Below are 23209 nucleotides of genomic sequence, written 5' to 3'. Positions count from 1 at the left end.
GTAGGCGGCACTACATATTGATGTTGGTCAGTTTTTGGTAGCTACATATTGGGTTTACTCGCGCTCCATTGCGCCTGCCAACCCAACCAACAGGAGGTTATTTCCCGGATGGCCAAGACCGATGCGCGCCCCCGTGGCGCAGACCAAGGAGTCCTCGCTCTGCAACCCGCTTCGCAGGATATCTGGGACAGCAAGTACCGCTTGAAGCACAAGAGCGGCAAACCCATCGACGGCAGCGTCGACGAGACCTGGCAGCGGGTCGCCCGCGCCCTGGCCGATGTCGAGGCGAACAAGGCCCTGCGCGAGCACTGGTACGAGCGCTTTCTCTGGGCCCTGCGCAACGGCGCGATCCCGGCCGGGCGGATCATCTCCAACGCCGGCGCCCAGGGGTACAAGCCTGCCACTTCGACCATCAACTGCACCGTCTCCGGAACCATTTGCGATTCCATGGATGACATCCTGCAGAAGGTCCACGAGGCCGGGCTGACGCTGAAGGCCGGCTGCGGCATCGGCTACGAGTTCAGTACCCTGCGCCCGCGCGGCGCCTACGTTTCCGGCGCCGGCGCGCACACCAGCGGGCCGCTGTCGTTCATGGATATCTACGACAAGATGTGCTTCACCGTCAGCTCCGCCGGCGGGCGACGCGGCGCGCAGATGGGCACCTTCGACGTCAGCCATCCGGATGTTCGCGAGTTCATCCGTGCCAAGCGCGAGGACGGCCGCCTGCGCCAGTTCAACCTCAGCCTGCTGATCACCGATGAGTTCATGGCGGCGGTGGAAGCCGACGAGGACTGGCCGTTGGTCTTCCCGGTCCACCAGAAAGAGCGCGACGATGTCGATCTGAAGGACGCCGGGCAGGTGGTCTGGCGCGACTGGCCGGTGCATGACGACTACCTGGTGCGCGAGGATGGCCGCGTGGCCTGCAAGGTCTACGGGCTGGTCAAGGCGCGGCACCTGTGGGACATGATCATGGTCTCCACCTACGACTATGCCGAGCCGGGCTTCATCCTCATCGACCGGGTCAACGAGTTGAACAACAACTGGTGGTGCGAGGCCATTCGCGCCACCAACCCCTGTGGCGAGCAACCGCTGCCGCCCTACGGTTCCTGCCTGCTGGGCTCGGTGAACCTGACCTGCTTCGTGAATGACCCCTTCGGCGAGAATGCTCGCTTCGACTGGGAGCGTTTCCGCGAGGTGGTGCGGGTCTTCACCCGCATGCTCGACAACGTGGTGGAGATCAACGGCCTGCCGCTGGAACAGCAGCGCGCGGAAATCCTCGGCAAGCGCCGCCATGGCATGGGCTTCCTTGGCCTGGGCTCGGCGTTGACCCTGCTCAAGCTGCGCTACGGCAGCCCGGAAGCCTGCGTGTTCACCGAGGAAGTGGCACGGGAAATGGCCCTGGTGGGCTGGGAAGTGGCCCTGGAACTGTCACGCGAGAAGGGCCCGGCGCCGGCCCTGGCGCAAGACTATGAAGTGACCGCCGAGATGCTGCGAAAGCGCCCGGAGATGGTCGACGATGGCTACAAGGTCGGCGACAAGGTGGCCGGCCGGGTGCTCCACGCCAAGTACTCGCGCTACATGCAGCGGGTCGCCGAGCATGCGCCGCAACTGGTGGAGCAACTGGCCGAACAGGGTGCGCGCTTCACCCATCACAGCTCCATCGCGCCCACCGGCACCATCAGCCTGAGCCTGGCCAACAACGCCTCCAACGGCATCGAGCCGAGCTTCGCCCACCACTACTCGCGCAACCTGATCCGCGCCGGGCGCAAGACCAAGGAGAAGATTTCGGTCTACAGCTACGAACTGCTGGCCTACCGCGCGCAGGTGGACAACCACGCGGTGCCCGACGCCGGGGACGAGAAGCACCGCCTGCCGGACTACTTCATCACCGCCGACGACATCACCCCGCAGCAGCACGTGGACATCCAGGCGGCGGCGCAGAAGTGGATCGATTCGTCGATCTCCAAGACCGCCAACGTCCCCACCGACTACCCGTTCGAGGACTTCAAGGACATCTATTTATATGCCTGGCGCCAGGGCCTGAAGGGCTGCACCACCTTCCGTTTCAACCCGGCGGCCTTCCAGGGCGTGCTGGTGAAGGAGGCGGACCTGGAGAAGACGGTGTACCGCTTCGAGCTGGAAGACGGCAGCGTGGTGGAGCTCAAGGGCAACGAGGAAGTGGAGTACGACGGCGAGATCCATACCGCCGCCAACCTCTTCGATGCCCTGAAAGAAGGCTATTACGGCAAGTACTGATACCCCTGGAGAGATGTCATGAGTGTCAAGATCAACCAGAAGATCAAAGGCTTCCAGGTGGTGGACGTGGCCGAGGAAAAGGCTCGCGCCGAGGCCGCCGCGGCAGCCTCCGTGGTGAAGATGGACGAGACCCTGCAGCGACCGGAAATGCTGGTGGGCGCCACCTACAAGATCAAGTCGCCGCTGTTCGAGCACGCGTTGTACGTGACCATCAACGACGTGGTGCTCAACCCGGACACGGCCTACGAGCAGCGCCGGCCCTTCGAGATCTTCATCAACTCGAAGAACATGGACCACTTCCAGTGGATCGTCGCGCTCACCCGCATCATGTCGGCGGTGTTCCGCAAGGGCGGCGACTGCACCTTCCTGGTGGAGGAGATGAAGGCGGTGTTCGACCCGCGTGGCGGCTACCTCAAGCGCGGCGGCGTCTACATGCCGTCGATCGTGGCGGAGATCGGCGCGGTGGTGGAGCGTCACCTGGTCGCCATCGGCCTGATGGAGGGCCCGCAGCTCGACGAGGAGCAGCGCCTGTACCTGGCCGAGAAGCGCGCGGCCTATGAGGCGGCCCAAGGCACCAACAAGGCCGAGCCCGGCGAAGGTTTCCCCCCCGGCGCCCAGCTGTGCGGCAAGTGCAACACCATGGCGGTGGTGCAGATGGATGGGTGTGCCACCTGCCTGAACTGTGGGCACTCCAAGTGTGGGTGAGCCGGAGCTAAGTCTATGGCGCTGGCGCGTGGGCCATCGCTCCTACAAGAGCAATTCGTCCAGGCTCGGCAACGGCGTTGCGATGCGGTGAGGTGTATCGGCGTACAACCGCGAATGGTTGTACGCCCTACGGTGTGTATGGCTCTCGAAGGAGCGGATTTATCCACGATCCGGCCTGTCGGCCGGATCGTGGATGTACGAAGCGCTGCCGCTTACAACGCAAACGGCAAATGAATCTCCACCTTCTGCCGCTTCTCCAGCCTCCGCTCGAACTCGCTTGGATCGTGGATCAGCACGTCCTGCCCGGCGAACGCCTCGGCGGCGATCAGGCGCGACAGCCAGAAGCGCACGCAGGCCACCCGCAGCATCTCCGGCCACAGCTCGGCTTCCAGTGCGGTGAACGGCCGCTTGGCTGCATAAGCCGCCAGCAGCGCGCGAGCGCGGGGGCCGTCGAGGGCGCCGTCTTCGTTGGAACACCAGTCGTTCACGGCGATCGCCAGGTCGTAGAGCATCCAGCCCGAGCAGGCGTTGTAGAAGTCGATCAACCCGGCCAGGTGCGGGCCGTCGAACAGCACGTTGTCGCGGAACAGGTCGGCATGCAGGTTGGCGCGCGGCAGCGCCGGCTGCTCGGCGAGCAGTCGGGCAATCTCTTCCAGCGCATCGGCCAGCAGGTCGGCGGCATGACCGGACAGGTGCGACTGGAAGGCCTGGCCTTCATGCAGCATCCAGCTCAGGCCACGGTCGCTGGGCCGCTCGATGATATGCCCGCGCGTCGCCAGGTGCAGGCGCGCCAGCAGGTCGCCGACTTCCCGGCAATGGTGGTTGTTCGGCACCCGCTCATGACGGCCAGGCAGGCGCGGCTGCAACAGCGCCGGCTTGCCCTCGAGCTGGCGCAGCGCCTCGCCATCCTTCGTGCGCAGCGCATAGGGCACCGGCAGGTCGGCTTCGTGCAGTACGTCGAGCAGTTCGATGAAGAACGGCATTTCCTGCACCGGGCCGCGCTCCACCAGGGTCAGGACGAACTCGCCCTTTTCCAGGCTGACGAAGAAGTTGCTGTTTTCCGACCCTTCCGCGATGCCGCGGAAGTCGTGCAGGCGACCGAGGTCGTAGGGTGCGAGGAATTCTTCGAGAACAGGACGTTCCAGAGGTGTGAATACCGACATGCTCAATCCCCTGGAGCGTCGTGGAAGTGGAGGTTTACCAGCTGAAGATCTGCCACTGTGGAATCAGCTTGTCCGGTTGGTCCGAGCGGATGAAGTTGCCGTCGCTGCCGTCCTGGCGCACCAGGAAGTACGGCTTGCCGTGCTTGGGCGTGACCTTGATGGCGTAGAGGAAACCGTTCACACGGTATTCCTGGATGGTCTTGTCGCCCTCCTGGCGGATGGTTACATCCGGTTCGGCGTTGGGGGCATCGTCCGCCGCCATCACGGTGGTCGCGCCAAGACCCAGCAGAGCGGCGAGCAACAGGCGGTTCAACGTACGCATGATAACCTTGTCCCTTTGTCGAATTGGCTACGGACAGTTTAGCCCGAGCCCTTCTGAAAAGGTTGATTCCCCTCATGAGCCAAGCACCCCTCGTCCTCGTGGACGGCTCGTCCTACCTGTATCGCGCCTTCCATGCCCTGCCGCCGCTGACGACTTCCACCGGCATGCCCACTGGCGCGGTGAAGGGCGTGCTGAACATGCTCAAGAGCCTGCGCAAGCAGTACCCCGACAGCCCCTTCGCGGTGGTCTTCGACGCCAAGGGCCCGACCTTCCGCGATGCGCTGTTCGCCGAGTACAAGGCCAATCGCCCGTCGATGCCGGACGAGCTGCGCGTGCAGGTCGAGCCGCTGCATGCCAGCGTGCGGGCGCTGGGTCTGCCGCTGCTCTGCGTGGAAGGCGTGGAGGCGGACGACGTGATCGGCACCCTGGCCCGACGTAGTGCGGCGGCGGGGCGCCCGGTGGTGATCTCGACCGGCGACAAGGACATGGCGCAGCTGGTCGACGGGCACATTACTTTGGTCAACACCATGACCGGAAGCGTGCTCGACCCCGATGGCGTAAAAGAGAAATTCGGTGTCGGTCCTGAGCTGATCATCGACTACCTGGCTCTGATGGGCGACAAGGTCGACAACATTCCGGGCGTGCCCGGGGTGGGCGAGAAGACCGCGCTGGGCCTGCTGGTTGGCGTCGGCGGCGGCCTGGATGTGCTGTATTCGAGCCTGGACAAGGTGCCCGAGCTGCCGATCCGCGGCGCCAAGGGCCTGCCGGCCAAGCTGGAAGAGCATCGCGAGATGGCCTTCCTGTCCTACGAACTGGCCACCATCAAGACTGACGTTGAGCTGGACGTCGACGTCGAGGCGCTGCATCCGGGCGAGCCGCAGCGCGAGGCGCTGATCGGCCTGTACCGCGAGCTGGAGTTCAAGAACTGGCTGGACGACCTGCTGCGCGAGGCCAAGGACGAGGGCGCTGGCGAAGTCGAGGCCGCGTCGGTCCAGGCCACCGCGAAATACGACACCGTGCTGGAGCAGGCCGAGTTCGATGCCTGGCTGAAGAAGCTGGAAGCCGCCGACCTGATCGCCTTCGATACCGAGACCACCAGCCTCGACCCGCAGCAGGCACAGGTGGTGGGCGTGTCCTTCGCGGTGAAGGAGGGCGAGGCCGCCTACGTGCCGCTGGCGCACAGCTACATGGGCGTGCCGGCGCAGCTGGACCGCGACGCGGTGCTCAAGGCCCTCAAGCCGCTGCTGGAGGACCCGAAGAAGCGCAAGGTCGGCCAGCACGCCAAGTACGACATGAACGTCCTGGCCAATGCCTCGACGCCCATCGCCGTGCAGGGCGTCGCCTTCGACACCATGCTCGAGTCCTACGTGCTGGACTCCACCGCGACCCGCCACGACATGGACAGCCTGGCGCTCAAGTACCTCGGCCACAGCACCATCCGCTTCGAGGACATCGCCGGCAAGGGCGCCAAGCAGCTGACCTTCGACCAGATCGCCCTGGAGCAGGCCGGTCCTTACGCCGCCGAAGACGCCGACGTGACCCTGCGCCTGCACCAGACCCTGTGGGCCAGGCTGCAGGCCATCCCGTCGCTGGAAAAGGTCCTGACCGACATCGAGATGCCGCTGGTGCCGGTGCTGGCGCGCATCGAGCGCAACGGCGCACTGGTCGACGCCAACCTGCTGGGCAAGCAGAGCGTCGAGCTGGGCGAGAAAATGGTCGAACTGGAGCGCAAGGCCTTCGAGCTGGCCGGTCAGGAGTTCAATCTCGGCTCGCCCAAGCAGCTGGGCGCCATCCTTTATGAAAAGCTGGGCCTGCCAGTGCTGGCCAAGACCGCCACCGGCCAGCCGTCCACCGCCGAGAACGTTTTGGCTGATCTCGCCGAGCAGGACTACGAGCTGCCCAAGGTGATCATGCAGTACCGCTCCCTGAGCAAGCTCAAGAGCACCTACACCGACAAGCTGCCGGAGCAGATCAACCCGCGCACCGGGCGTATCCACACCAGCTACCACCAGGCCGTGGCGGCCACCGGCCGGCTGTCCTCCAGCGACCCGAACCTGCAGAACATCCCGATCCGCACCGCCGAGGGCCGGCGCATCCGCCAGGCCTTCGTCGCACCCAAGGGTTACAAGCTGCTGGCGGCGGACTACTCGCAGATCGAGCTGCGCATCATGGCCCACCTGGCCAAGGACGAAGGCCTGCTGGACGCCTTCCGCCACGACCGCGACGTGCACCGTGCCACCGCCGCCGAAGTCTTCGGCGTGGCGCTGGACGAGGTCACCTCCGACCAGCGCCGCAGCGCCAAGGCGATCAACTTCGGCCTGATCTACGGCATGAGCGCCTTCGGCCTGGCCAAGCAGATCGGCGTCGAGCGCAAGGAAGCCCAGGCCTATATCGACCGCTATTTCGCCCGCTATCCCGGCGTGCTGGCCTACATGGAGCGCACCCGTGCCCAGGCAGCCGAGCAGGGCTTCGTCGAGACGCTGTTCGGCCGCCGCCTGTACCTGCCGGAAATCGGCTCGAAGAACGCCGCCATGCGCAAGGCCGCCGAGCGCACCGCGATCAACGCACCGATGCAGGGCACCGCCGCGGACATCATGAAGCGCGCCATGGTGGCTGTGGATAACTGGCTGCAGGACAGCGGGGTCGACGCCCGGGTGATTCTCCAGGTACACGACGAACTGGTGCTGGAGGTTCGCGAGGACCTGGTGGAGCAGGTCCGCGAGGCCATCCGTCCGCTGATGAGCGGCGCGGCGGAGCTGGACGTACCGCTGGTGGTCGAGGCCGGCGTCGGGGCGAACTGGGACGAGGCACACTGACGAGCGGTCGAGGGGCCCGGGTGGCGGGCCCTTCAGTCGACCGATCAACGGTCGTACAGGGCAGGGCGAAAATTATTTTCGTGGCCTGCTGAACTTTCCCGCAAAGGCCCCAGTCAGAACACGTGAATGGCTGGTGAAGCCCTTCGATGCTCCTTTGCAGTGTTTAGTGTTGGCAGATTACTGGACCCCGCCCTAGCGGTCCGGACTTGAACCCCGAACTTCCCCCTCCCCATACGAAGCTCGGGGTTTTTTTTGCCTGCGATTCAGCCTTCGGCTTCCTCGCCAACCTCTTCTTCCTCGTCATCCAGCAGCCCCAGCCAGCCGGCCAGGACCATCTGCGCCTCTTCCACGCCCTGACGCTTGGGGGCGGAGAACAGCTGCAGGGTGGCCACGTCGCCCCAGCCCTGCTGGATTTCCTTGCGCACTTTGAGCAACGCGTTCTTCGCCGCGCCGAAGGCGAGCTTGTCGGCCTTGGTCAGCAGCACGTGGATCGGCAGCTGGCTGGCCTGGGCCCAGTCCAGCATCAGGCGGTCGAAATCGGTCAGCGGATGGCGGATGTCCATCAGCAGCACCACACCGGCCAGCGCGTTGCGGCTGCTCAGGTAGGCCTCCAGGTGCTGCTGCCAGTGCAGTTTCAGCGGGATTGGCACCTTGGCGTAGCCGTAGCCGGGCAGGTCGACCAGGCGGCGCTCGTCATCCAGGCGGAAGAAGTTCAGCAACTGGGTGCGGCCCGGGGTCTTGGAGGTGCGCGCCAGGTTCGCATGGGTCAGCGCGTTCAGCGCGCTGGACTTGCCCGCGTTGGAGCGGCCGGCGAAGGCGACTTCCAGGCCGGTGTCTTCCGGGCACTGGTTCACCTTGGCGGCGCTGATGAGGAACGTGGCCTGTTGGCACAGGCCGAGAATCGGGTTTTTCGCAGGGTTCATCGGGGGCATGGGCATATTCGCAGAGGGGTGCGACCAGGTGTCGCGGGGAGCGAGCTCGTTTCCGTTTCGGCATTGGAAGTATATAATGCCGCGGATTTTGTGTGCGCTTTATCCCCCAGGGTCGGGCGCAACGGGAACCCCAGAAGTTCGCGCATTTAGAACGCGAACGTTCCCTGACGATGAGGACAATCATGAAGAAACTGCTGTTCGCAGCCATCGTTGCCGCGCTGGCCACCAGCGCCCAGGCCGCCCAGGATCCGGAAGCCGTATTCAACCGTGCCTGTGGCGCCTGCCACAGTGGTCAGTTGCCGATGGCGCCGAAGAAAGGCGACGCCGCCGCGTGGAAACCGCGCCTGGACAAGGGCATGGACACGCTGGTGCAACACGTGACCAACGGTTTCAACGCGATGCCCCCTCGCGGCCTGTGCACCGACTGCAGCGCCGAGGATTACCAGGCCATCATCCAGTGGATGTCCAAGTAATCCCGGAAGCCCTACTCTTTCACCCTTAGCCGTTATTGGATTAGCTGATGAACAAATTGATCGTGAGTCTGCTGTTGACCCTGGGCCTTACCGGCGTAGCGCACGCCGCTGGCGATGCCAAGGCCGGTCAGGCGAAAGCTGCTGTATGTGGTGCCTGCCACGGCGCCGATGGCAACAGCATGGCGCCGAACTTCCCGAAACTGGCCGGCCAGGGTGAGCGTTACCTGCTCAAGCAGATGCACGACATCAAGGAAGGTCGCCGCACCGTGCTGGAAATGACCGGCATACTGGCCAACGTCAGCGATCAGGACATGGCCGACATCGCTGCCTACTTCTCCAGCCAGAACACCAGCATCGGCATGGCCGATCCGAAACTGGTCGCCCAGGGCGAAGCCCTGTTCCGTGGCGGCAAGCTGTCCGAAGGCATGCCGGCCTGCACCGGTTGCCACAACCCCAGCGGCCTGGGCAACGCCGAAGCCGGCTTCCCGCACCTGGGTGGCCAGCACTCGGCCTACACCGCCAAGCAGCTGACCGCCTTCCGCGAAGGCGATCGCACCAACGACGGCGACGCCATGATCATGCGCAGCATCGCCGCCAAGCTGTCCAACAAGGACATCGCGGCGATCTCCAGCTACATCGAAGGCCTGCACTAAGAGGCGCGCCGGGCGGAATCGCTGGAATGAAAAAAGGGTGGCTTAGGCCGCCCTTTTTCGCATCCGCCGCCACTACAATGCTGGAACCGCACCTGGCACCCCAGGTCAAAACCGCTTCATCCCGCCGCGCCGAGCGAGGCGGACCCGTTCAGCCAAGGAGTGAACCATGCGTAACCTGATTTTCACCGCCGCGCTTGCCTTTGCCGGCCTGTTCGCCCTCAACGCGAATGCCACCGAGTTCGAAGCTGGCAAGAGCTACACCGAGCTGAGCCAGGCCGTGCCCGTGTCCCAGCCGGGCAAGATCGAGGTGGTGGAGCTGTTCTGGTACGGTTGCCCGCACTGCTACGCCTTCGAGCCGACCATCAATCCGTGGATCGAGAAGCTGCCGGCCGACGTGCACTTCGTGCGTGTTCCCGCCATGTTCGGCGGCCTGTGGAATATCCACGGCCAGCTGTACCTGACCCTGGAGTCGATGGGCGTGGAGCAGAAGGTCCACCATGCGATCTTCGAAAAGCTGCACAACAACCCCAAGAGCCTGACCACCCCGGAAGAAATGGCCGCCTTCGTGGCTGAGCAGGGCCTGGACAAGGACAAGTTCCTCAGCACCTACAACTCCTTCGCCATCAAGGGCCAGATCGAGAAGGCCAAGAAGCTGGCGATGGCCTACCAGATCAGCGGCGTACCGACCATGGTCGTCAACGGCAAGTACCGCTTCGACATCGGTTCGGCCGGCAGCCCGGACGCCGCCCTGGAGCTGGCCGACCAGCTGATCGCCAAGGAACGCGCTTCCACCAAGGCCGCTCAGTAAGGAGCTGGCGATGCTGCGCCGGCGGACTCGAGAGCGCGTCGCAGGGGCCTGTGTCCCGAAGGTGAATCCCCTCCAGGGGAGCTCCTCCGGCTTGCCCGACGACGGCCGGCTCCGCCTGCTCAGCTTCAACATCCAGGTCGGTATCAGCACCGAGCGTTACCGGCACTACCTGACCCGCGGCTGGCAGCACCTGCTGCCGACCGCCGGGCGGGCCAGCAACCTGCAACGCATTGGCGAGCTGCTCGCCGACTACGACGTGGTCGCGCTGCAGGAGGCCGACGGCGGCAGCATCCGCTCCGGCAACATCAACCAGGTCGAACACCTGGCCCAGCTCGGTGCCTTCCCCTACTGGTACCAGCAGCTCAACCGTAATCTCGGGCGCATCGCCCAGCACAGCAACGGCTTGCTCAGCCGTCTGCAGCCCACCGCCCTGGAAGACCATCCGCTGCCCGGCCCGCCCGGACGCGGCGCGATCCTCATGCGCTTCGGCGAAGGCGAGGACGCCCTCGCGGTGGTGATGATGCACCTGGCCCTCGGCGCGCGAACCCGCACCCGCCAGCTCGCTTACATACGCGAGCTGCTGCAGGGCTATCGCCACCAGGTGCTGATGGGCGACATGAACACCCACGCCGCCGATCTGCTGGAAAGCTCGCCGCTGCGCGACCTCGGGCTGATCGCGCCGCAGGTGGAAGCCACATTCCCCAGTTGGCGTCCACAGCGCTGCCTGGACCATATCCTGCTCAGTTCCGAGCTGGCGCTGGAGCGCGTCAGTGTTCTGCCGCAGCCGATTTCCGACCACCTGCCGGTGGCCGTGGAAATCCGCTTGCCGGATGCCTTGCGCACCTCCTCGTCGCTGGCCTTGCGCGGCGAGGCCCCTGAATGAGTCGCGAAGCCGAACCGCGCTGGAAACAGAAGTATCTCGACAACCTGGAGCAGCAGGAGAAGCTCGAGCGGCGCTGGAACGCCCGCGTCGACCTGCTGCGCCGAGGCCTGGTGCGCAGCAGCCTGGCGGCCGAAGGCAGCGACAAGGCGGTGGACGCCTGCATGAAGGAGCTGCGCGAGGTCCTGCGCCGCGACGAGATGGACGCCGGCCTCTCCCGCCTGATCCCGCAACTGGAGCGCGCGGTGCTCGACTCCGAGCAGCGCCGCCAGCAGCGCATCGAGCAGAACATCGCGGCGCTCTCCCAGCTCGCCCAGCAATTACTGGCGCTCGAGCTGCCGGCGGAGGTGCGCAAGCCGCTCAAGCATTTCGCCAGGGATATCGCCGCGCGAGCCAGCAGCTCCCGTGAGCTGCCGGCCCTGCTCACTGAGCTGAGCGGCTTGCAGCGCCGCGTGCTGGAGCATTTCGACGGCGCCGACGACGAGCAGCGCCCCGGCCTGCTGCAACGTCTGTTTGGCGGACGCGAAGCTGCCGCCGATGCGCCGGAGGAGCCACTGGCGGCCGCCGCCGTCGTCGCCCAGGCGCCGCTGGCCGAGGCCGCTGCCGTTCAGGTTGAATTCTCCGCGCCTGCCCCTGTAGCGGCCGAGCCCGTTGCCGAGCCGGTTGCTGCGGCGATCAGCCCGGTGACGGCCGAAGCGCCAGCCGTTTCTCCCGAGGTGACGCCCGGACCGGCGCTGCTCGACAGCCTGCCGTTGCCCCCTGGCCTGTTCGGCCAGCCGGCAGAAGCCGCCGACCCCTACGCCCTGCCGCCGCGCCCGGAGCCGGGCTACAGCGCGGTCGCGCCGCACATCGAGGCCAGCCTGCTGCATCTGCTGGACGAAATGCACCTGCCGACCACCCATCAGCCCCAGGCCGATGCCTTGCGCGCGCGCATTCACGGCAGCCTGAACTGGTACGAACTGGTGCCGGTGCTGGATGACCTGGCGGTGCTGGTGCTGTCGCTCAACGACAGCGGCCAGCGTGAGTTCGAAGGTTACCTGCACCAGCTCAACGAGCGCCTGGGGGCGTTCCTCGACGGGCTGCAAGCCGTACACGACAACCACGCCGGCTCCAGCTCCAGCGCCCGCACCCTGGACGACTCGCTGCGCGAACAGGTCAGCGGCCTGAAGGAAAGCGTGCTGGAAGCCACCGATCTGGAAGGCCTCAAGCTTCACGTGGAAAGCCGCCTGCAAGGACTGGTCATGACCATGGACCAGTTCCGTGAGGAGCGCGAGGCCCGCGAGCGCGAGGTGGGCGAGCGCATCCAGTCGCTGATGACGCGGGTGGCGAGCATGGAAGAGGAGGCCAGGACCTTCAAGGCCAATATCGAGGACCAGCGCCAGAAGGCCATGACCGACGCGCTCACCGGCCTGCCCAACCGCGCCGCGCTGGCCGAGCGCCTGGAGCAGGAAGTGGCGCGCTGGGAGCGCGCCGGCGGTGATCTGCTGCTGGCGATCCTGGACGTGGACCACTTCAAGCGCATCAATGACGACTTCGGCCACCTGGCCGGCGACAAGGTGCTGAAGATCATCGCCTCGGAGCTTTCCAAGCGTCTGCGCAAGACCGATTTCATCGCCCGCTACGGCGGCGAGGAGTTCGTCGTGCTGCTGCCCGCAACGCCCTTGGAAGGCGGCCAGCGGCTGCTCGACCTGCTGCGTGGCGCGGTGGAAGCCTGCCCGTTCCACTTCAAGGGCGAACGCCTGGTGATCACCTGCTCGGCCGGTCTGACCGCCTTCCGTGCCGGCGAGCGCAGCGATGTGGTCTTCGAGCGGGCCGACCAGGCGCTCTACCGCGCCAAGCGCGGCGGGCGCAATCGACTGGAAGCGGACTGATTCCATTCCTTTAGTTCCGTAGGGCGTATAACGCTCCGCGTTATACGCCGATTGACCTTGGTTTCCTGTCTGCTCGGGTTCGAGTCGGGCGCCCCGTTGCCCGATCCGTATGGATAGGGTGAGTCGGCATACAACCGCGAACGGTTGTACGCCCTACGGAAAAACCTTCCATTCGCTCCATAAAATCTTGACGAACGAAAGCTCTTGGGTTTTGATTCGCGCCATTATCTTCCGAATCGAAACTTAATCGTTCATGTCGAAACGCAACACGCCGCAACGCCGCCACGACATCCTGGCGCTGCTCGCCGAGCAGGGCGAGGTCAGCGTGGACGATCTCGCCCGCCGCTTCGCCACGTCCGAGGTGACCATCCGCAAGGATCTGGCCGCCCTGGAAGGCAACGGTCTGCTGCTGCGCCGTTACGGCGGCGCGGTGCCGATGCCCCACGAGCTGATCGGCGAGCCGAGCCAGCCGCTGTCGCGCTACAAGCAGGCCATCGCCCGCGCGGCGGCGGCCTGCATCCGCGAGCATGCGCGAATCATCATCGACAGCGGCAGCACAACGGCCGCTTTGATTCCTGAACTGGGGCGCAAGCCGGGGCTGGTGGTGATGACCAACTCGCTGAGCGTGGCCAACGCATTGCGCGAGTTGGAGCGCGAGCCGGTGCTGCTGATGACCGGTGGAACCTGGGACCCGCATTCCGAGTCTTTCCAGGGCCAGGTGGCCGAGCAGGTGCTGCGCTCCTACGATTTCGACCAACTGTTCATCGGCGCCACCGGCCTGGACCTCGAGCGTGGAACCACCACGTTTAATGAATTGCTGGGGTTGAGCCGGGTCATGGCCGAGGTCGCCCGCGAAGTTATCGTGATGGCCGAGTCCGACAAGCTGGGCCGGCGCATCCCCAACCTGGAGCTGCCCTGGAGCAGCGTCCAGATACTGATTACCGACGAGCGCCTGAGTGATGAGGCGTTCGAACTGATCCAGGCGCGTGGCGTGAAAGTGATCCGCGCGCGCTGCGAAGACTAAAAAGGAGAGCCATCCCATGTGTGGAATCGTAGGCGCCATCGCCGAACGTAACGTAACCCCGATCCTCGTCGAGGGCCTCAAGCGCCTTGAATACCGTGGCTATGACAGTGCCGGGGTGGCTGTGGTCGATGGTTCCGGCGCGCTGGATCGTCGCCGTCGCGCTGGCAAGGTGTCCAGCCTGGAGCAGGCCATCGAGGAGCAGCCGCTGCTCGGCCACCTGGGCATCGCCCATACCCGCTGGGCCACCCACGGCGCGCCCACCGAGGCCAATGCCCACCCGCATTTCTCCCAGGGTGAACTGTCGGTGGTGCACAACGGCATCATCGAGAACCACGAAGCCCTGCGCGAAACGCTCAAGACGCGCGGTTACGTGTTCACCTCGCAGACCGACACCGAGGTCATCGTCCACCTGCTGCACCTGCGGCTGACCGAGATGGGCGACCTCACCGTCGCGCTCAAGGCCACCGTCAAGGAGCTGCACGGCGCCTACGGCCTGGCGGTCATCAGCGCCAAGCAACCGGATCGCATCCTCGCCGCCCGTAGCGGCAGCCCGCTGGTAGTCGGCCTGGGTCATGGCGAAAACTTCCTGGCTTCCGACCAGTTGGCCCTGCGCCAGGTCACCGACCGCTTCATCTACCTGGAAGAAGGTGACATCGCCGAGATCCGCCGCGACAGCGTGAAACTGTGGGACGTGAAGGGCAATCCGGTGCAGCGTGAAGCCGTGCGCTACCACGAAGGCGCCGAGGCCGCCGACAAGGGCGAGTACCGTCACTTCATGCTCAAGGAAATCCACGAGCAGCCGTCCGTGGTGCAGCGCACCCTGGAAGGTCGCCTGGGCACCGAGCAGGTGCTGGTGGATAACTTCGGTCCACAGGCCCGCGAGCTGCTGACCAAGGTGCGCACCGTGCAGATCGTCGCCTGCGGCACCAGCTACCATGCAGGCATGGTCGCCCGGTACTGGCTGGAAAGCCTGACCGGCATTCCCTGCCAAGTCGAAGTCGCCAGCGAATTCCGTTACCGCAAGGTGGCGGTACATCCTGACTCGTTGTTCGTCACCATCTCCCAGTCCGGGGAAACCGCCGACACCCTGGCCGCGCTGCGTTACGCCAAGGAGCTGGGCTTCCTCGCAAGCCTGTCGATCTGCAACGTCGCCACCAGTTCGCTGGTGCGCGAGTCGGACATGACCCTGCTGACCAACGCCGGCCCGGAAATCGGTGTCGCCTCCACCAAGGCGTTCACCACCCAGCTGGTGGCGCTGCTGCTGCTCACCCTTGGCATCGGCCAGGTGCAGAAGCGCCTGAACGACGGCGTCGAAGCCGAACTGGTGGCCGAGCTGCGCCGCTTGCCGACTCGCCTGGAAGAAGCCCTGGCGATGGAAAAGGTGGTGGAGAAGGTCAGCGAGCTGTTCGCCGAGAAGCACCACACCCTGTTCCTTGGCCGTGGCGCGCAATACCCGGTGGCGATGGAAGGTGCGCTGAAGCTCAAGGAAATCTCCTACATCCACGCCGAGGCCTACCCAGCCGGCGAGCTCAAGCACGGCCCGTTGGCCCTGGTGGACGCCGACATGCCGGTGGTCACCGTGGCGCCGAACAACGAGCTGCTGGAAAAGCTCAAGTCCAACCTGCAGGAAGTGCGCGCCCGGGGCGGCGAGCTGGTGGTCTTCGCCGAAGGCGGCACCGGCATCGACAACGGCGCGGGCACCCACGTGGTGGGCATGCCGGCGATCCACGACTGCCTGGCGCCGATTCTCTACACCGTGCCGCTGCAACTGCTGTCCTACTACGTGGCCGTGCTCAAGGGCACTGACGTCGACCAGCCGCGCAACCTCGCAAAATCCGTGACCGTGGAATAAAACGGTCACCGTCGAGCGACCCCGGGTGTCGGCGCGCAGCGCCGGCACCCGATTTCTCCTTCATCTTTCTCCCTCCCCCTTCTCCTACAGCTAGAGCCTTTTGCTGTAGGCCTGTCACATTTTTCCTACACAAATTTCACAAATTCTTCTCGCGCCTGCCAAGACGATAAGTCAGCCTTTTCGCGGCGTCCTCAGTGGATGCGCTGCGTGACCGTGGCCCTTGCGGCCCCGGACTGACAAGACCAGGGATCGGCCATAGCCGGTCACTACAACAAACACACTGGCTCGGGCGACCCATGACGATCACAGCGTTCGTGCTGACAGGGGATATCCCTGCTCCCGGCTCCAGCTGGGGACTGTATCCGTGAAGTTCCTGGTCACCGGCGCCGCCGGTTTCATCGGCTTCCATACCGCACAGCGGTTGTGCCGCGACGGCCACGATGTGGTCGGCATCGACAACCTCAACGACTACTACAGCGTCGAGCTCAAGCAGGCCCGCCTGGCGTTGCTGTGCCAGGAGCGCAACTTCCGCTTCGAGCAGCTGGACATCGCCGACGCACCGGCCCTGGCTGCCCTGTTCCAGCGTGAGCGCTTCGAGCGAGTTATCCACCTGGCCGCCCAGGCCGGGGTGCGCTACTCGCTGGAAAACCCGCAGGCTTACGCCGACGCCAACCTGACCGGTTTCGTCAATCTGCTCGAAGGCTGCCGCCATTCGCAGGTTGGGCACCTGGTGTATGCCTCCAGCAGCTCGGTGTATGGCATGAACAGCAACATGCCGTTCAGTACCGATGCCGCGGTGGACCAGCCAGTGTCGCTGTACGCCGCCACCAAGCGTGCCAACGAGCTGATGGCGCACACCTACGCGCACCTTTACCGGCTGCCGCTCACCGGCCTGCGCTTCTTCACCGTGTACGGCCCCTGGGGGCGTCCGGACATGGCGTTGTTCAAGTTCACCCGGGCGATCCTCGAAGGTCGCCCCATCGATATCTACAACAACGGCGAGATGTCCCGCGACTTCACCTACATCGACGATGTGGTGGAGGGCGTGGTGCGCATCCAGGACTGCCCGCCCGAGCCGGGCGAACACGGCGAGGCGCCGGCGGCGCTCTACAACATCGGCCGTGGCGAGCCGGTACGCCTGCTCGACATGGTGGAGTGCGTTGAGCTCGCGCTGGGCCGTCGGGCCGTCCGCAATTATCTGCCGCTGCAGCCCGGTGACGTGCTGCAGACCTGGGCCGACGTCGAGGCGCTGGCACAGCGCACCGGCTTCCGCCCGGCGACTTCGCTGCAGAGCGGTGTCGAGCGTTTCGTTCATTGGTATCGCGAGTTCTACGCGATTGAAGAACCCTGCGTCGGAGCGGCGTAAAGGGCCACGGAGTAAAAGTCGAAGCATGTCCAACAGCCCTTATGTGTCGGTGCTGATTCCGGCGAAGAATGAAGCCGAGAACCTTCCCGGGCTCCTTGAGGAAGTCCGCCAGGCCCTGGCCGGCGAGGTGTTCGAAGTCATAGTGGTGGACGACGGCAGTACCGACGCGACCCGCGCCGAGCTGCAGAACCTGCAGCGCGGTGGCTACGCCGAGCTGAGAGTGCTGACCCACGAGCGCTCGCTGGGCCAGAGCACCTCCATCTACCACGCCGCCGAGGCTGCCCGTGGCCGCTGGCTGGCGACCCTGGACGGCGACGGCCAGAACGACCCGGCGGATATACCCGGGATGCTCGCCATGGTTCGCGCCGCCGACTGCCCGGCGGACCTCAAGCTGATCGCCGGACACCGCGTGAAACGCCAGGACAGCGCCAGCAAGCGCTGGGCCTCGCGCTTCGCCAACCGCCTGCGCGGCCGCCTGCTCAACGACCACACCCCGGATACCGGCTGCGGGCTCAAGCTGATCGAGCGCGAGGCCTTCCTGCGCCTGCCGTACTTCGATCACATGCACCGCTTCATTCCGGCGCTGATCCAACGCCATCAGGGCAGCATGCGCGTGCATCCGGTGAACCACAGGCCGCGCAACGCAGGGGTGTCCAAGTACGGCAACCTGGACCGCGCGCTGGTGGGCATCCTGGATCTGTTCGGCGTCTGGTGGCTGATCCGGCGCACACGCCTGGATGCCGTTCCCCGCGAACTGGGGCGCTGATCCATGGCGAACCAGGGCGAGCCAGGCAACTCCCTTCCGAGCCTGACGCCCCTTCGTGTCGGGACCGGGACACAACATTCCTGGTTGTGGCGTTGCGCCGAACGGCCCTGGCTGCTGCTGGTACTGGCGGCCTTGCTGCTGGGTGCCGGCCTTGGGCTGCGCCAGCCGGGCAACGTCGATGAGGAGCGCTTCCTCGGCGTTGCCCTGGAAATGCTTCAGAGCGGCGACTGGCTGATCCCCCATCGCGCCGCGGAAATCTATCCGGACAAGCCGCCGCTGTTCATGTGGCTGGTGGCGCTACTGGTGCGCCTGGGAGTGGCGCCGAACCTGGCGCTGTTCCTGCCGGCCTTCGGCTCCGGGCTGGTGGCCACCGCCTGCCTCTACGACCTCGGTCGCCGCCTGTGGAACCGCCGCATCGGCCTCATCGCCGGGCTGCTGTTCCTGGCCACCTACCAGACCTATTCGGTGCTGCGCGATGGCAGCATCGACGGCTTCCTTTGTCTGTGGATCAGCCTGGGCGTCTATGGCCTGTGCCGCCACCTGCTGCTCGGCCCGGCATGGCGCTGGTTCTACCTGGCCTGCGCGGTGATGGGCCTGGGCATCATCAGCAAGGGTGTGGGCTTCCTGCCCGCGCTGATGCTGATTCCCTACGCCTATGCGGCGCGCAAGGGCTGGTCCGGCGTGGTGCGGATGCCCGGCCAGGCCCGCGCCTGGTGGCTGGGGCTGCTGGTGGCCCTGGGGGCTATCGCACTGTGGCTGGTGCCGGTGGTGCTGCACGTGCTCCTGAGCGGCAGCGCCGATGGTCGCGCCTACCTCGACGACATCCTCCTGCACCAGACCGCCAAGCGCTACGCCAGCGCCTGGCAGCACCAGGAGCCGTTCTGGTACTTCTTCGCCAAGGTCATCCCGCAGTACTGGCTGCCTCTGGTGCTGACCCTACCGTGGATGGTGCCCGCCTGGCGCCGCCAGCTGGCCCGCCATGACGGCCGCCTGCTGGTGCTGCTCGGCTGGGTGGCGCTGGTGCTGCTGTTCTTCAGTCTGAGCTCCGGCAAGCGCAAGCTGTACATCTTCCCCGCGCTGCCCGGGCTGGTGTTGGCCATGGCGCCGCTGGTGCCCTGGCTGTTGCGCCGCTGGTTCGCCGAGCGGCCGAGGGCGCGCAAGGTCTTCCAGGTCATCGCGGTGATCTGGTTCGCCGCCTGGTTCGCCCGAGGCTTCATCGAGCCGTTGCGCGACCCCGGCGATGACCGTCGACCATTGATGGCAGAGGTGGCGCGCCTGAGCGGCGGCGCCGAACTGGTGCTGACCAACTGGCGCGAGGGCCACTGGCTCTACGCCCGCCAGCCGCTGGTGCACTTCGGCCTGGATACCCCGGACCCGCTGAGCAAGGCGCTGACTTGGCTGCGCGGCCATCCGCAGGCGGTGGCCATGGTCTCCGCCGAAAGCCTCGACCGTTGTTTCCGCCGTGAGCGCGCCCGCGAAGTGAAAGGGGACTACGAGGAGCACTGGTTCCTGGTCGGCGCCGATGCCGACAACGGCCAGTGCGCCGATGACGCTTCCGTTCCGGCCTATCGCTTCGCCTGGAAGCAGCCACTTTTCTAAGTTTCCACTGACCTGGGAGTCCGAACGTGAACAGAGCCGCCGACGGCATGGACGTCATGCAACTGCACCCCCTGCGTCGCCGTTTCGACCGGCGCACCTTGCTGTTGCTGGCTCTGGCACTGGTGCTGGTCGCGCCCACGGTGACGCTGCTGCTCATGAAGCACTGGCCACAACAGGCCTACTTCTACATCAGCAGCCAGTTGCACGCCTCTGAATGGGCGGGGCGCAGCGTCTGGCTGCCGGACTACAAGGTGGTGATCGATGCGCAGCCGGTGAAGGGCATCGAGTCTGACCTGTCCGCCCTCAGCTACGACTTCGACCATGATCGCCTGATCGCCGTGACCAACGCCGGAGCCATGAAGCTGGCGGTGTTGAGCAAGACCGGCGAGATGCTGGCGCAGTACCCCATGACCGGCTTCCAGGACGTCGAAGGCGTGGCTTACCTGGGCGGCGGCCTGGTGGCGGTTTCCGACGAAAACCTTCAGCAGATCGATTTCTTCGCACTGCCGGAGCAGCCTGGCCAGAGCATCGACGTCCGCGATGCGCAGTCGTTCGCCCTGGAGATCAACCCGAGCCGCCACAACAAGGGCTTCGAAGGGCTGACCTACGATGCCGAACACGACCGCCTGTTCATCGGCAAGGAACGCGGCCCGCGGCAGATCTATGAAGTCACCGGCATACGCGCGAGCCTTGCCGGCAAGCTGCAACTCAAGGTGATCGACCACACCGACTGGGTGAAGCGCAGCGTATTCGGCACCGATATCTCCGACCTCCACTACGACCGCAAGAGCGGCCACCTGTTGGTGCTCAGCGAGGAGTCGAAGCTGATCATGGAGCTGGATGGGCAGGGCAAGCTGGTCAGCTTCCGCTCGCTCGGCGGCTTTGGCGACCTGAAGCATGGGGCCCCGCAGGCCGAGGGGCTGACCATGGATGCCGACGGCAACCTCTACGTGGCCAGCGAGCCGAACCTCTTCTACCGCTTCGAGAAGCAGCGCTGAGCGGTTTGCTTCAAGCGCCCCTGGACCATTCCATGCCCCGTCAGCGGGCTTGCTTCAAGGTCTTGTAGGATGGGTAGAGCGAAGCGAAACCCATCGGAGCGCGCACCTACAGCATGGGTTTCGCTCCGCTCTACCCTTCCCACGCAACTGACGGCTTATTTCAGGAGCCGCTGAAGGCTCACTGACTCTGCGCGCTGGCGCCTTCGGTCTGGGCCTGGCGCCGGATCAGCGCCAGGTTGCGCAGGTAGACCACGATGCCGAAGGACTGGCCGAGGATGATGATCGGGTCGCGCTGGGCCACGGCGTAGCTGAACAGCAACACGCTGCCGGCCATCGACAGGTACCAGAAGTAGATGGGGTTGACCGGGCGCCCGGCGCGCTCCGAGTACCACAGCTGCAGCACGAAGCGCCCGGTGAAGAGCACCTGGCCGACCATGCCCAGGGTGGTCCAGAACGGATCGGCGCCGGTGATGGCGTGGATGATCGGCTCGGGCTTGGACATCCAGCCCAGCGCGATGGCCACCGTCGACCAGGTCAGCCAGGGCCAGGCGAAGAACAGCGCTCGGCCCCCGCCGTGACGGCGGTCCAGTTCGAGGTTACGCAGGTAGATGGCCAGGCCCGCGAGTTGCCCCAGGCTGATCACCAGATCCCGCTGGTGGGTGGCGTAAGCCAGCAGCAGCACCGCGCCGGCACAGCTGAAATACCAGAAATGCACCGGCATCAGGCTCTTGCGGGCGCGCTCGGAGAGCACCCATTGGACCAGAAAGCGGGCAGAGAAAGCCGCCTGCGCGGCCAGTCCGATGGCAAACCACAGTGGATTGGCTGCGTTCAAGCAGAGCCCCCCGGTCAAATCGACGAAAGCCGCGCTTTTCGCGGCCTGTAGCACTGCCCCGCAGTATACACGCGACAGATGTCTCTTAAATGGCTACGACGAATGGTCGAGTGGCTGGGCTGAGCGGAGGTGGGGGGAGGGAGATCAACATTCCCCCGGTGCCTGCACGTCCGGGGGTGTGGACGGGGCACCGAGGCCAGGCGGCAGGAGCCGCAACACGAGGGGAATGGAAATCGACCTTGTCTTGTGGACAAGGTCGGACCCCGACCCTCCGAGGGGTACCTGACAAGTCTCCCGAAGGGTGCAAGGCGGGCCAACGATAGAAGCTGGCTACTGGCCGGTCAATCGAAAACGACAAACGCCTGTTGGGCCTGTCCGATATTCGAACCAAAAGCGCGGGGGAAAGCCGAGGATTTCGTTAGCCGGCTATCGGAGCTGTCTATACTGTTTCTGATTGTGTCAGCGGCAGATCGCCCGGAGCAGGCGGCGAGAGGGCTGATACGGGGCGGCCAGGGACCTCCGCCCAGCGATCCGGGACGCTGTTCAACCCAATCAGAGAAGCCCTATGAACGTATCTGCCTCCGCGCCGCAGTACTCTGCCCATGAGCGCCGTACGCGCATCCTCGCCATCGTCGGCGCCTCCTCGGGCAACCTGGTGGAGTGGTTCGACTTCTACGTCTACGCCTTCACTGCCCTGTACTTCGCCCATGCCTTCTTCCCCTCGGACAATCCGACGGTGCAGTTGCTCAACACCGCCGGGGTGTTCGCCGCCGGCTTCCTGATGCGCCCCATCGGCGGCTGGATGTTCGGCCGCATCGCCGACAAGAAGGGCCGCAAGACCGCGATGATGATCTCGGTGCTGATGATGTGCGGCGGCTCGCTGGCAATTGCCGTGATGCCGACCTACGCCACCATCGGTGTCGCCGCGCCCGCCCTGCTGCTGCTCGCGCGACTGTTCCAGGGCCTTTCGGTGGGCGGCGAGTACGGCACCAGCGCCACCTACATGAGCGAGGTCGCACTCAAGGGCCAGCGTGGCTTCTTCGCCTCCTTCCAGTACGTCACCCTGATCGGCGGCCAGTTGCTGGCGGTGCTGGTGGTGGTGGTCCTGCAGCAGCTGCTGACCACCGATGAGCTGAAGGAGTGGGGCTGGCGGATTCCCTTCGTGGTCGGCGCCATCACCGCGGTGATCGCCTTCTACCTGCGCCGCTCCCTGAGCGAGACGGCCAAGGCGTCCACTCTGCAGCGCAAGGAGTCGGGCACCCTCACCGAGCTGTTCGCCCACCACAAGCGCGCCTTCTTCACCGTGCTCGGCTTCACCGCCGGCGGCTCGCTGATCTTCTACACCTTCACCACCTACATGCAGAAATACCTGGTGAACACCGCCGGGATGGACGCCAAGGTGGCCAGCGGCGTGATGACCTTCGCCCTGTTCGTCTACATGTGCATGCAGCCGCTGTTCGGCGCGCTGTCCGACCGCATTGGGCGCAAGACCTCGATGCTCTGGTTCGGCATCCTGGGGATGATCTTCACCTGGCCGATCCTCTCCGCGCTCAAGGCGGTAAGCAGCCCCTACCTGGCCTTCGTGCTGATCATCGCGGCGATGGCCATCGTCAGCCTGTACACCTCCATCAGCGGCCTGATCAAGGCGGAGATGTTCCCGCCACAGATCCGTGCCCTGGGCGTGGGCCTGTCCTATGCGGTGGGCAATGCCATCTTCGGCGGCTCGGCGGAATACGTCGCCCTGGGCCTGAAGAGCCTCGGCGTCGAGGAGTACTTCTACATCTACGTCTCGGTCATGTGCGGCGTGGCGCTGGTGGTCTGCCTGCTGCTGCCGGACCTGCGCAAGGTCAGCTACCTCAACGACGAGGACTGACCTTGCCGTGCTCCCGGGCC

19 protein-coding genes are annotated in these 23209 nt (G+C 65.4%); 15 read left to right on the top strand and 4 right to left on the bottom strand.

The features are described from left to right. Window positions 1-108 precede the first annotated feature (108 nt). Both ACNFBT_RS06975 and ACNFBT_RS06970 read left to right on the top strand, forming a co-directional pair. A complete protein-coding gene (locus tag ACNFBT_RS06975; protein WP_416747747.1) occupies window positions 109-2256 on the top strand; it encodes an adenosylcobalamin-dependent ribonucleoside-diphosphate reductase in 2148 nt (715 codons plus the stop codon). Between the two features lie 18 nt (window positions 2257-2274). After that, window positions 2275-2961 carry an NrdJb gene (locus ACNFBT_RS06970; protein WP_416747745.1) on the top strand — a complete coding sequence of 229 codons (687 nt, stop codon included), beginning with the start codon at window positions 2275-2277 and terminating at the stop codon, window positions 2959-2961. 212 nt (window positions 2962-3173) lie between these two features. Here ACNFBT_RS06970 and ACNFBT_RS06965 read toward each other — a convergent pair whose 3' ends face one another. Together ACNFBT_RS06965 and ACNFBT_RS06960 are read right to left on the bottom strand one after the other, a co-directional pair. Beyond that, the gene (locus ACNFBT_RS06965) at window positions 3174-4124 is read right to left on the bottom strand and encodes a homoserine kinase (RefSeq protein WP_416747743.1); all 951 of its coding nucleotides are present in this window, start codon (window positions 4122-4124) and stop codon (window positions 3174-3176) included. A 34-nt stretch (window positions 4125-4158) separates the two neighbouring features. After that, window positions 4159-4446, bottom strand: a complete 288-nt coding sequence (locus ACNFBT_RS06960; protein WP_416747741.1) for a DUF2782 domain-containing protein — start codon at window positions 4444-4446, stop codon at window positions 4159-4161. 74 nt (window positions 4447-4520) lie between these two features. Here ACNFBT_RS06960 and polA point away from each other — a divergent pair, with 74 nt between their 5' ends. After that, window positions 4521-7262: a DNA polymerase I gene (gene polA, locus ACNFBT_RS06955; RefSeq protein ID WP_416747739.1), complete on the top strand. Its 2742-nt coding sequence runs from the start codon at window positions 4521-4523 to the stop codon at window positions 7260-7262. Window positions 7263-7525: 263 nt separating this feature from the next. On the opposite strand, the gene yihA is transcribed toward polA, so the two are convergent. Continuing rightward, window positions 7526-8185, bottom strand: a complete 660-nt coding sequence (gene yihA, locus ACNFBT_RS06950) for a ribosome biogenesis GTP-binding protein YihA/YsxC (RefSeq protein WP_275609626.1) — start codon at window positions 8183-8185, stop codon at window positions 7526-7528. Window positions 8186-8376: 191 nt separating this feature from the next. On the opposite strand from yihA, the gene ACNFBT_RS06945 reads away from it, so the two are divergent. From ACNFBT_RS06945 to ACNFBT_RS06895, 11 genes are all read left to right on the top strand, one after another. Further along, on the top strand, window positions 8377-8667 hold the full coding sequence (locus ACNFBT_RS06945; RefSeq protein ID WP_416747738.1) for a c-type cytochrome: 291 nt from the start codon (window positions 8377-8379) through the stop codon (window positions 8665-8667). Window positions 8668-8714: 47 nt separating this feature from the next. Then, on the top strand, window positions 8715-9320 hold the full coding sequence (locus ACNFBT_RS06940) for a c-type cytochrome (protein WP_416747737.1): 606 nt from the start codon (window positions 8715-8717) through the stop codon (window positions 9318-9320). 166 nt (window positions 9321-9486) lie between these two features. Beyond that, window positions 9487-10128, top strand: coding sequence for a thiol:disulfide interchange protein DsbA/DsbL (locus ACNFBT_RS06935; RefSeq protein WP_416747735.1), 642 nt, complete (start codon window positions 9487-9489; stop codon window positions 10126-10128). Window positions 10129-10138: 10 nt separating this feature from the next. Then, the gene (locus ACNFBT_RS06930; protein WP_416747733.1) at window positions 10139-11011 is read left to right on the top strand and encodes an endonuclease/exonuclease/phosphatase family protein; all 873 of its coding nucleotides are present in this window, start codon (window positions 10139-10141) and stop codon (window positions 11009-11011) included. After that, window positions 11008-12879 carry a diguanylate cyclase domain-containing protein gene (locus tag ACNFBT_RS06925; RefSeq protein WP_416747731.1) on the top strand — a complete coding sequence of 624 codons (1872 nt, stop codon included), beginning with the start codon at window positions 11008-11010 and terminating at the stop codon, window positions 12877-12879. The genes ACNFBT_RS06930 and ACNFBT_RS06925 overlap by 4 nt, the downstream gene beginning before the upstream one ends. A gap of 253 nt (window positions 12880-13132) precedes the next feature. Next, complete coding sequence (locus ACNFBT_RS06920) at window positions 13133-13903, top strand: DeoR/GlpR family DNA-binding transcription regulator (RefSeq protein WP_416747729.1); 771 nt, start codon at window positions 13133-13135, stop codon at window positions 13901-13903. Window positions 13904-13919: 16 nt separating this feature from the next. Beyond that, window positions 13920-15755: a glutamine--fructose-6-phosphate transaminase (isomerizing) gene (glmS, locus tag ACNFBT_RS06915; RefSeq protein WP_416747727.1), complete on the top strand. Its 1836-nt coding sequence runs from the start codon at window positions 13920-13922 to the stop codon at window positions 15753-15755. A 364-nt stretch (window positions 15756-16119) separates the two neighbouring features. Beyond that, window positions 16120-17121: an NAD-dependent epimerase gene (locus ACNFBT_RS06910; RefSeq protein ID WP_416747725.1), complete on the top strand. Its 1002-nt coding sequence runs from the start codon at window positions 16120-16122 to the stop codon at window positions 17119-17121. 25 nt (window positions 17122-17146) lie between these two features. Continuing rightward, window positions 17147-17887: a glycosyltransferase family 2 protein gene (locus tag ACNFBT_RS06905; protein ID WP_416747723.1), complete on the top strand. Its 741-nt coding sequence runs from the start codon at window positions 17147-17149 to the stop codon at window positions 17885-17887. Between the two features lie 3 nt (window positions 17888-17890). Further along, the gene (locus tag ACNFBT_RS06900) at window positions 17891-19486 is read left to right on the top strand and encodes an ArnT family glycosyltransferase (protein WP_416747721.1); all 1596 of its coding nucleotides are present in this window, start codon (window positions 17891-17893) and stop codon (window positions 19484-19486) included. 26 nt (window positions 19487-19512) lie between these two features. Continuing rightward, window positions 19513-20484: an SdiA-regulated domain-containing protein gene (locus ACNFBT_RS06895; protein WP_416747719.1), complete on the top strand. Its 972-nt coding sequence runs from the start codon at window positions 19513-19515 to the stop codon at window positions 20482-20484. Between the two features lie 178 nt (window positions 20485-20662). On the opposite strand, the gene ACNFBT_RS06890 is transcribed toward ACNFBT_RS06895, so the two are convergent. Then, a complete protein-coding gene (locus ACNFBT_RS06890; protein ID WP_416747717.1) occupies window positions 20663-21316 on the bottom strand; it encodes a lipid-A-disaccharide synthase N-terminal domain-containing protein in 654 nt (217 codons plus the stop codon). Window positions 21317-21881: 565 nt separating this feature from the next. Between ACNFBT_RS06890 and ACNFBT_RS06885 the strand changes: the two genes are divergently transcribed. Further along, window positions 21882-23189: an MFS family transporter gene (locus ACNFBT_RS06885; protein ID WP_416747715.1), complete on the top strand. Its 1308-nt coding sequence runs from the start codon at window positions 21882-21884 to the stop codon at window positions 23187-23189. Window positions 23190-23209 lie beyond the last annotated feature (20 nt).

It is taken from the genome of Pseudomonas sp. NY15181 (assembly GCF_048068055.1).
In the GTDB taxonomy this organism is placed as follows: domain Bacteria; phylum Pseudomonadota; class Gammaproteobacteria; order Pseudomonadales; family Pseudomonadaceae; genus Pseudomonas.
The sequence above is the reverse complement of the archived record's forward strand: the minus strand, read 5'-3'. Positions and strand labels throughout refer to the sequence as shown.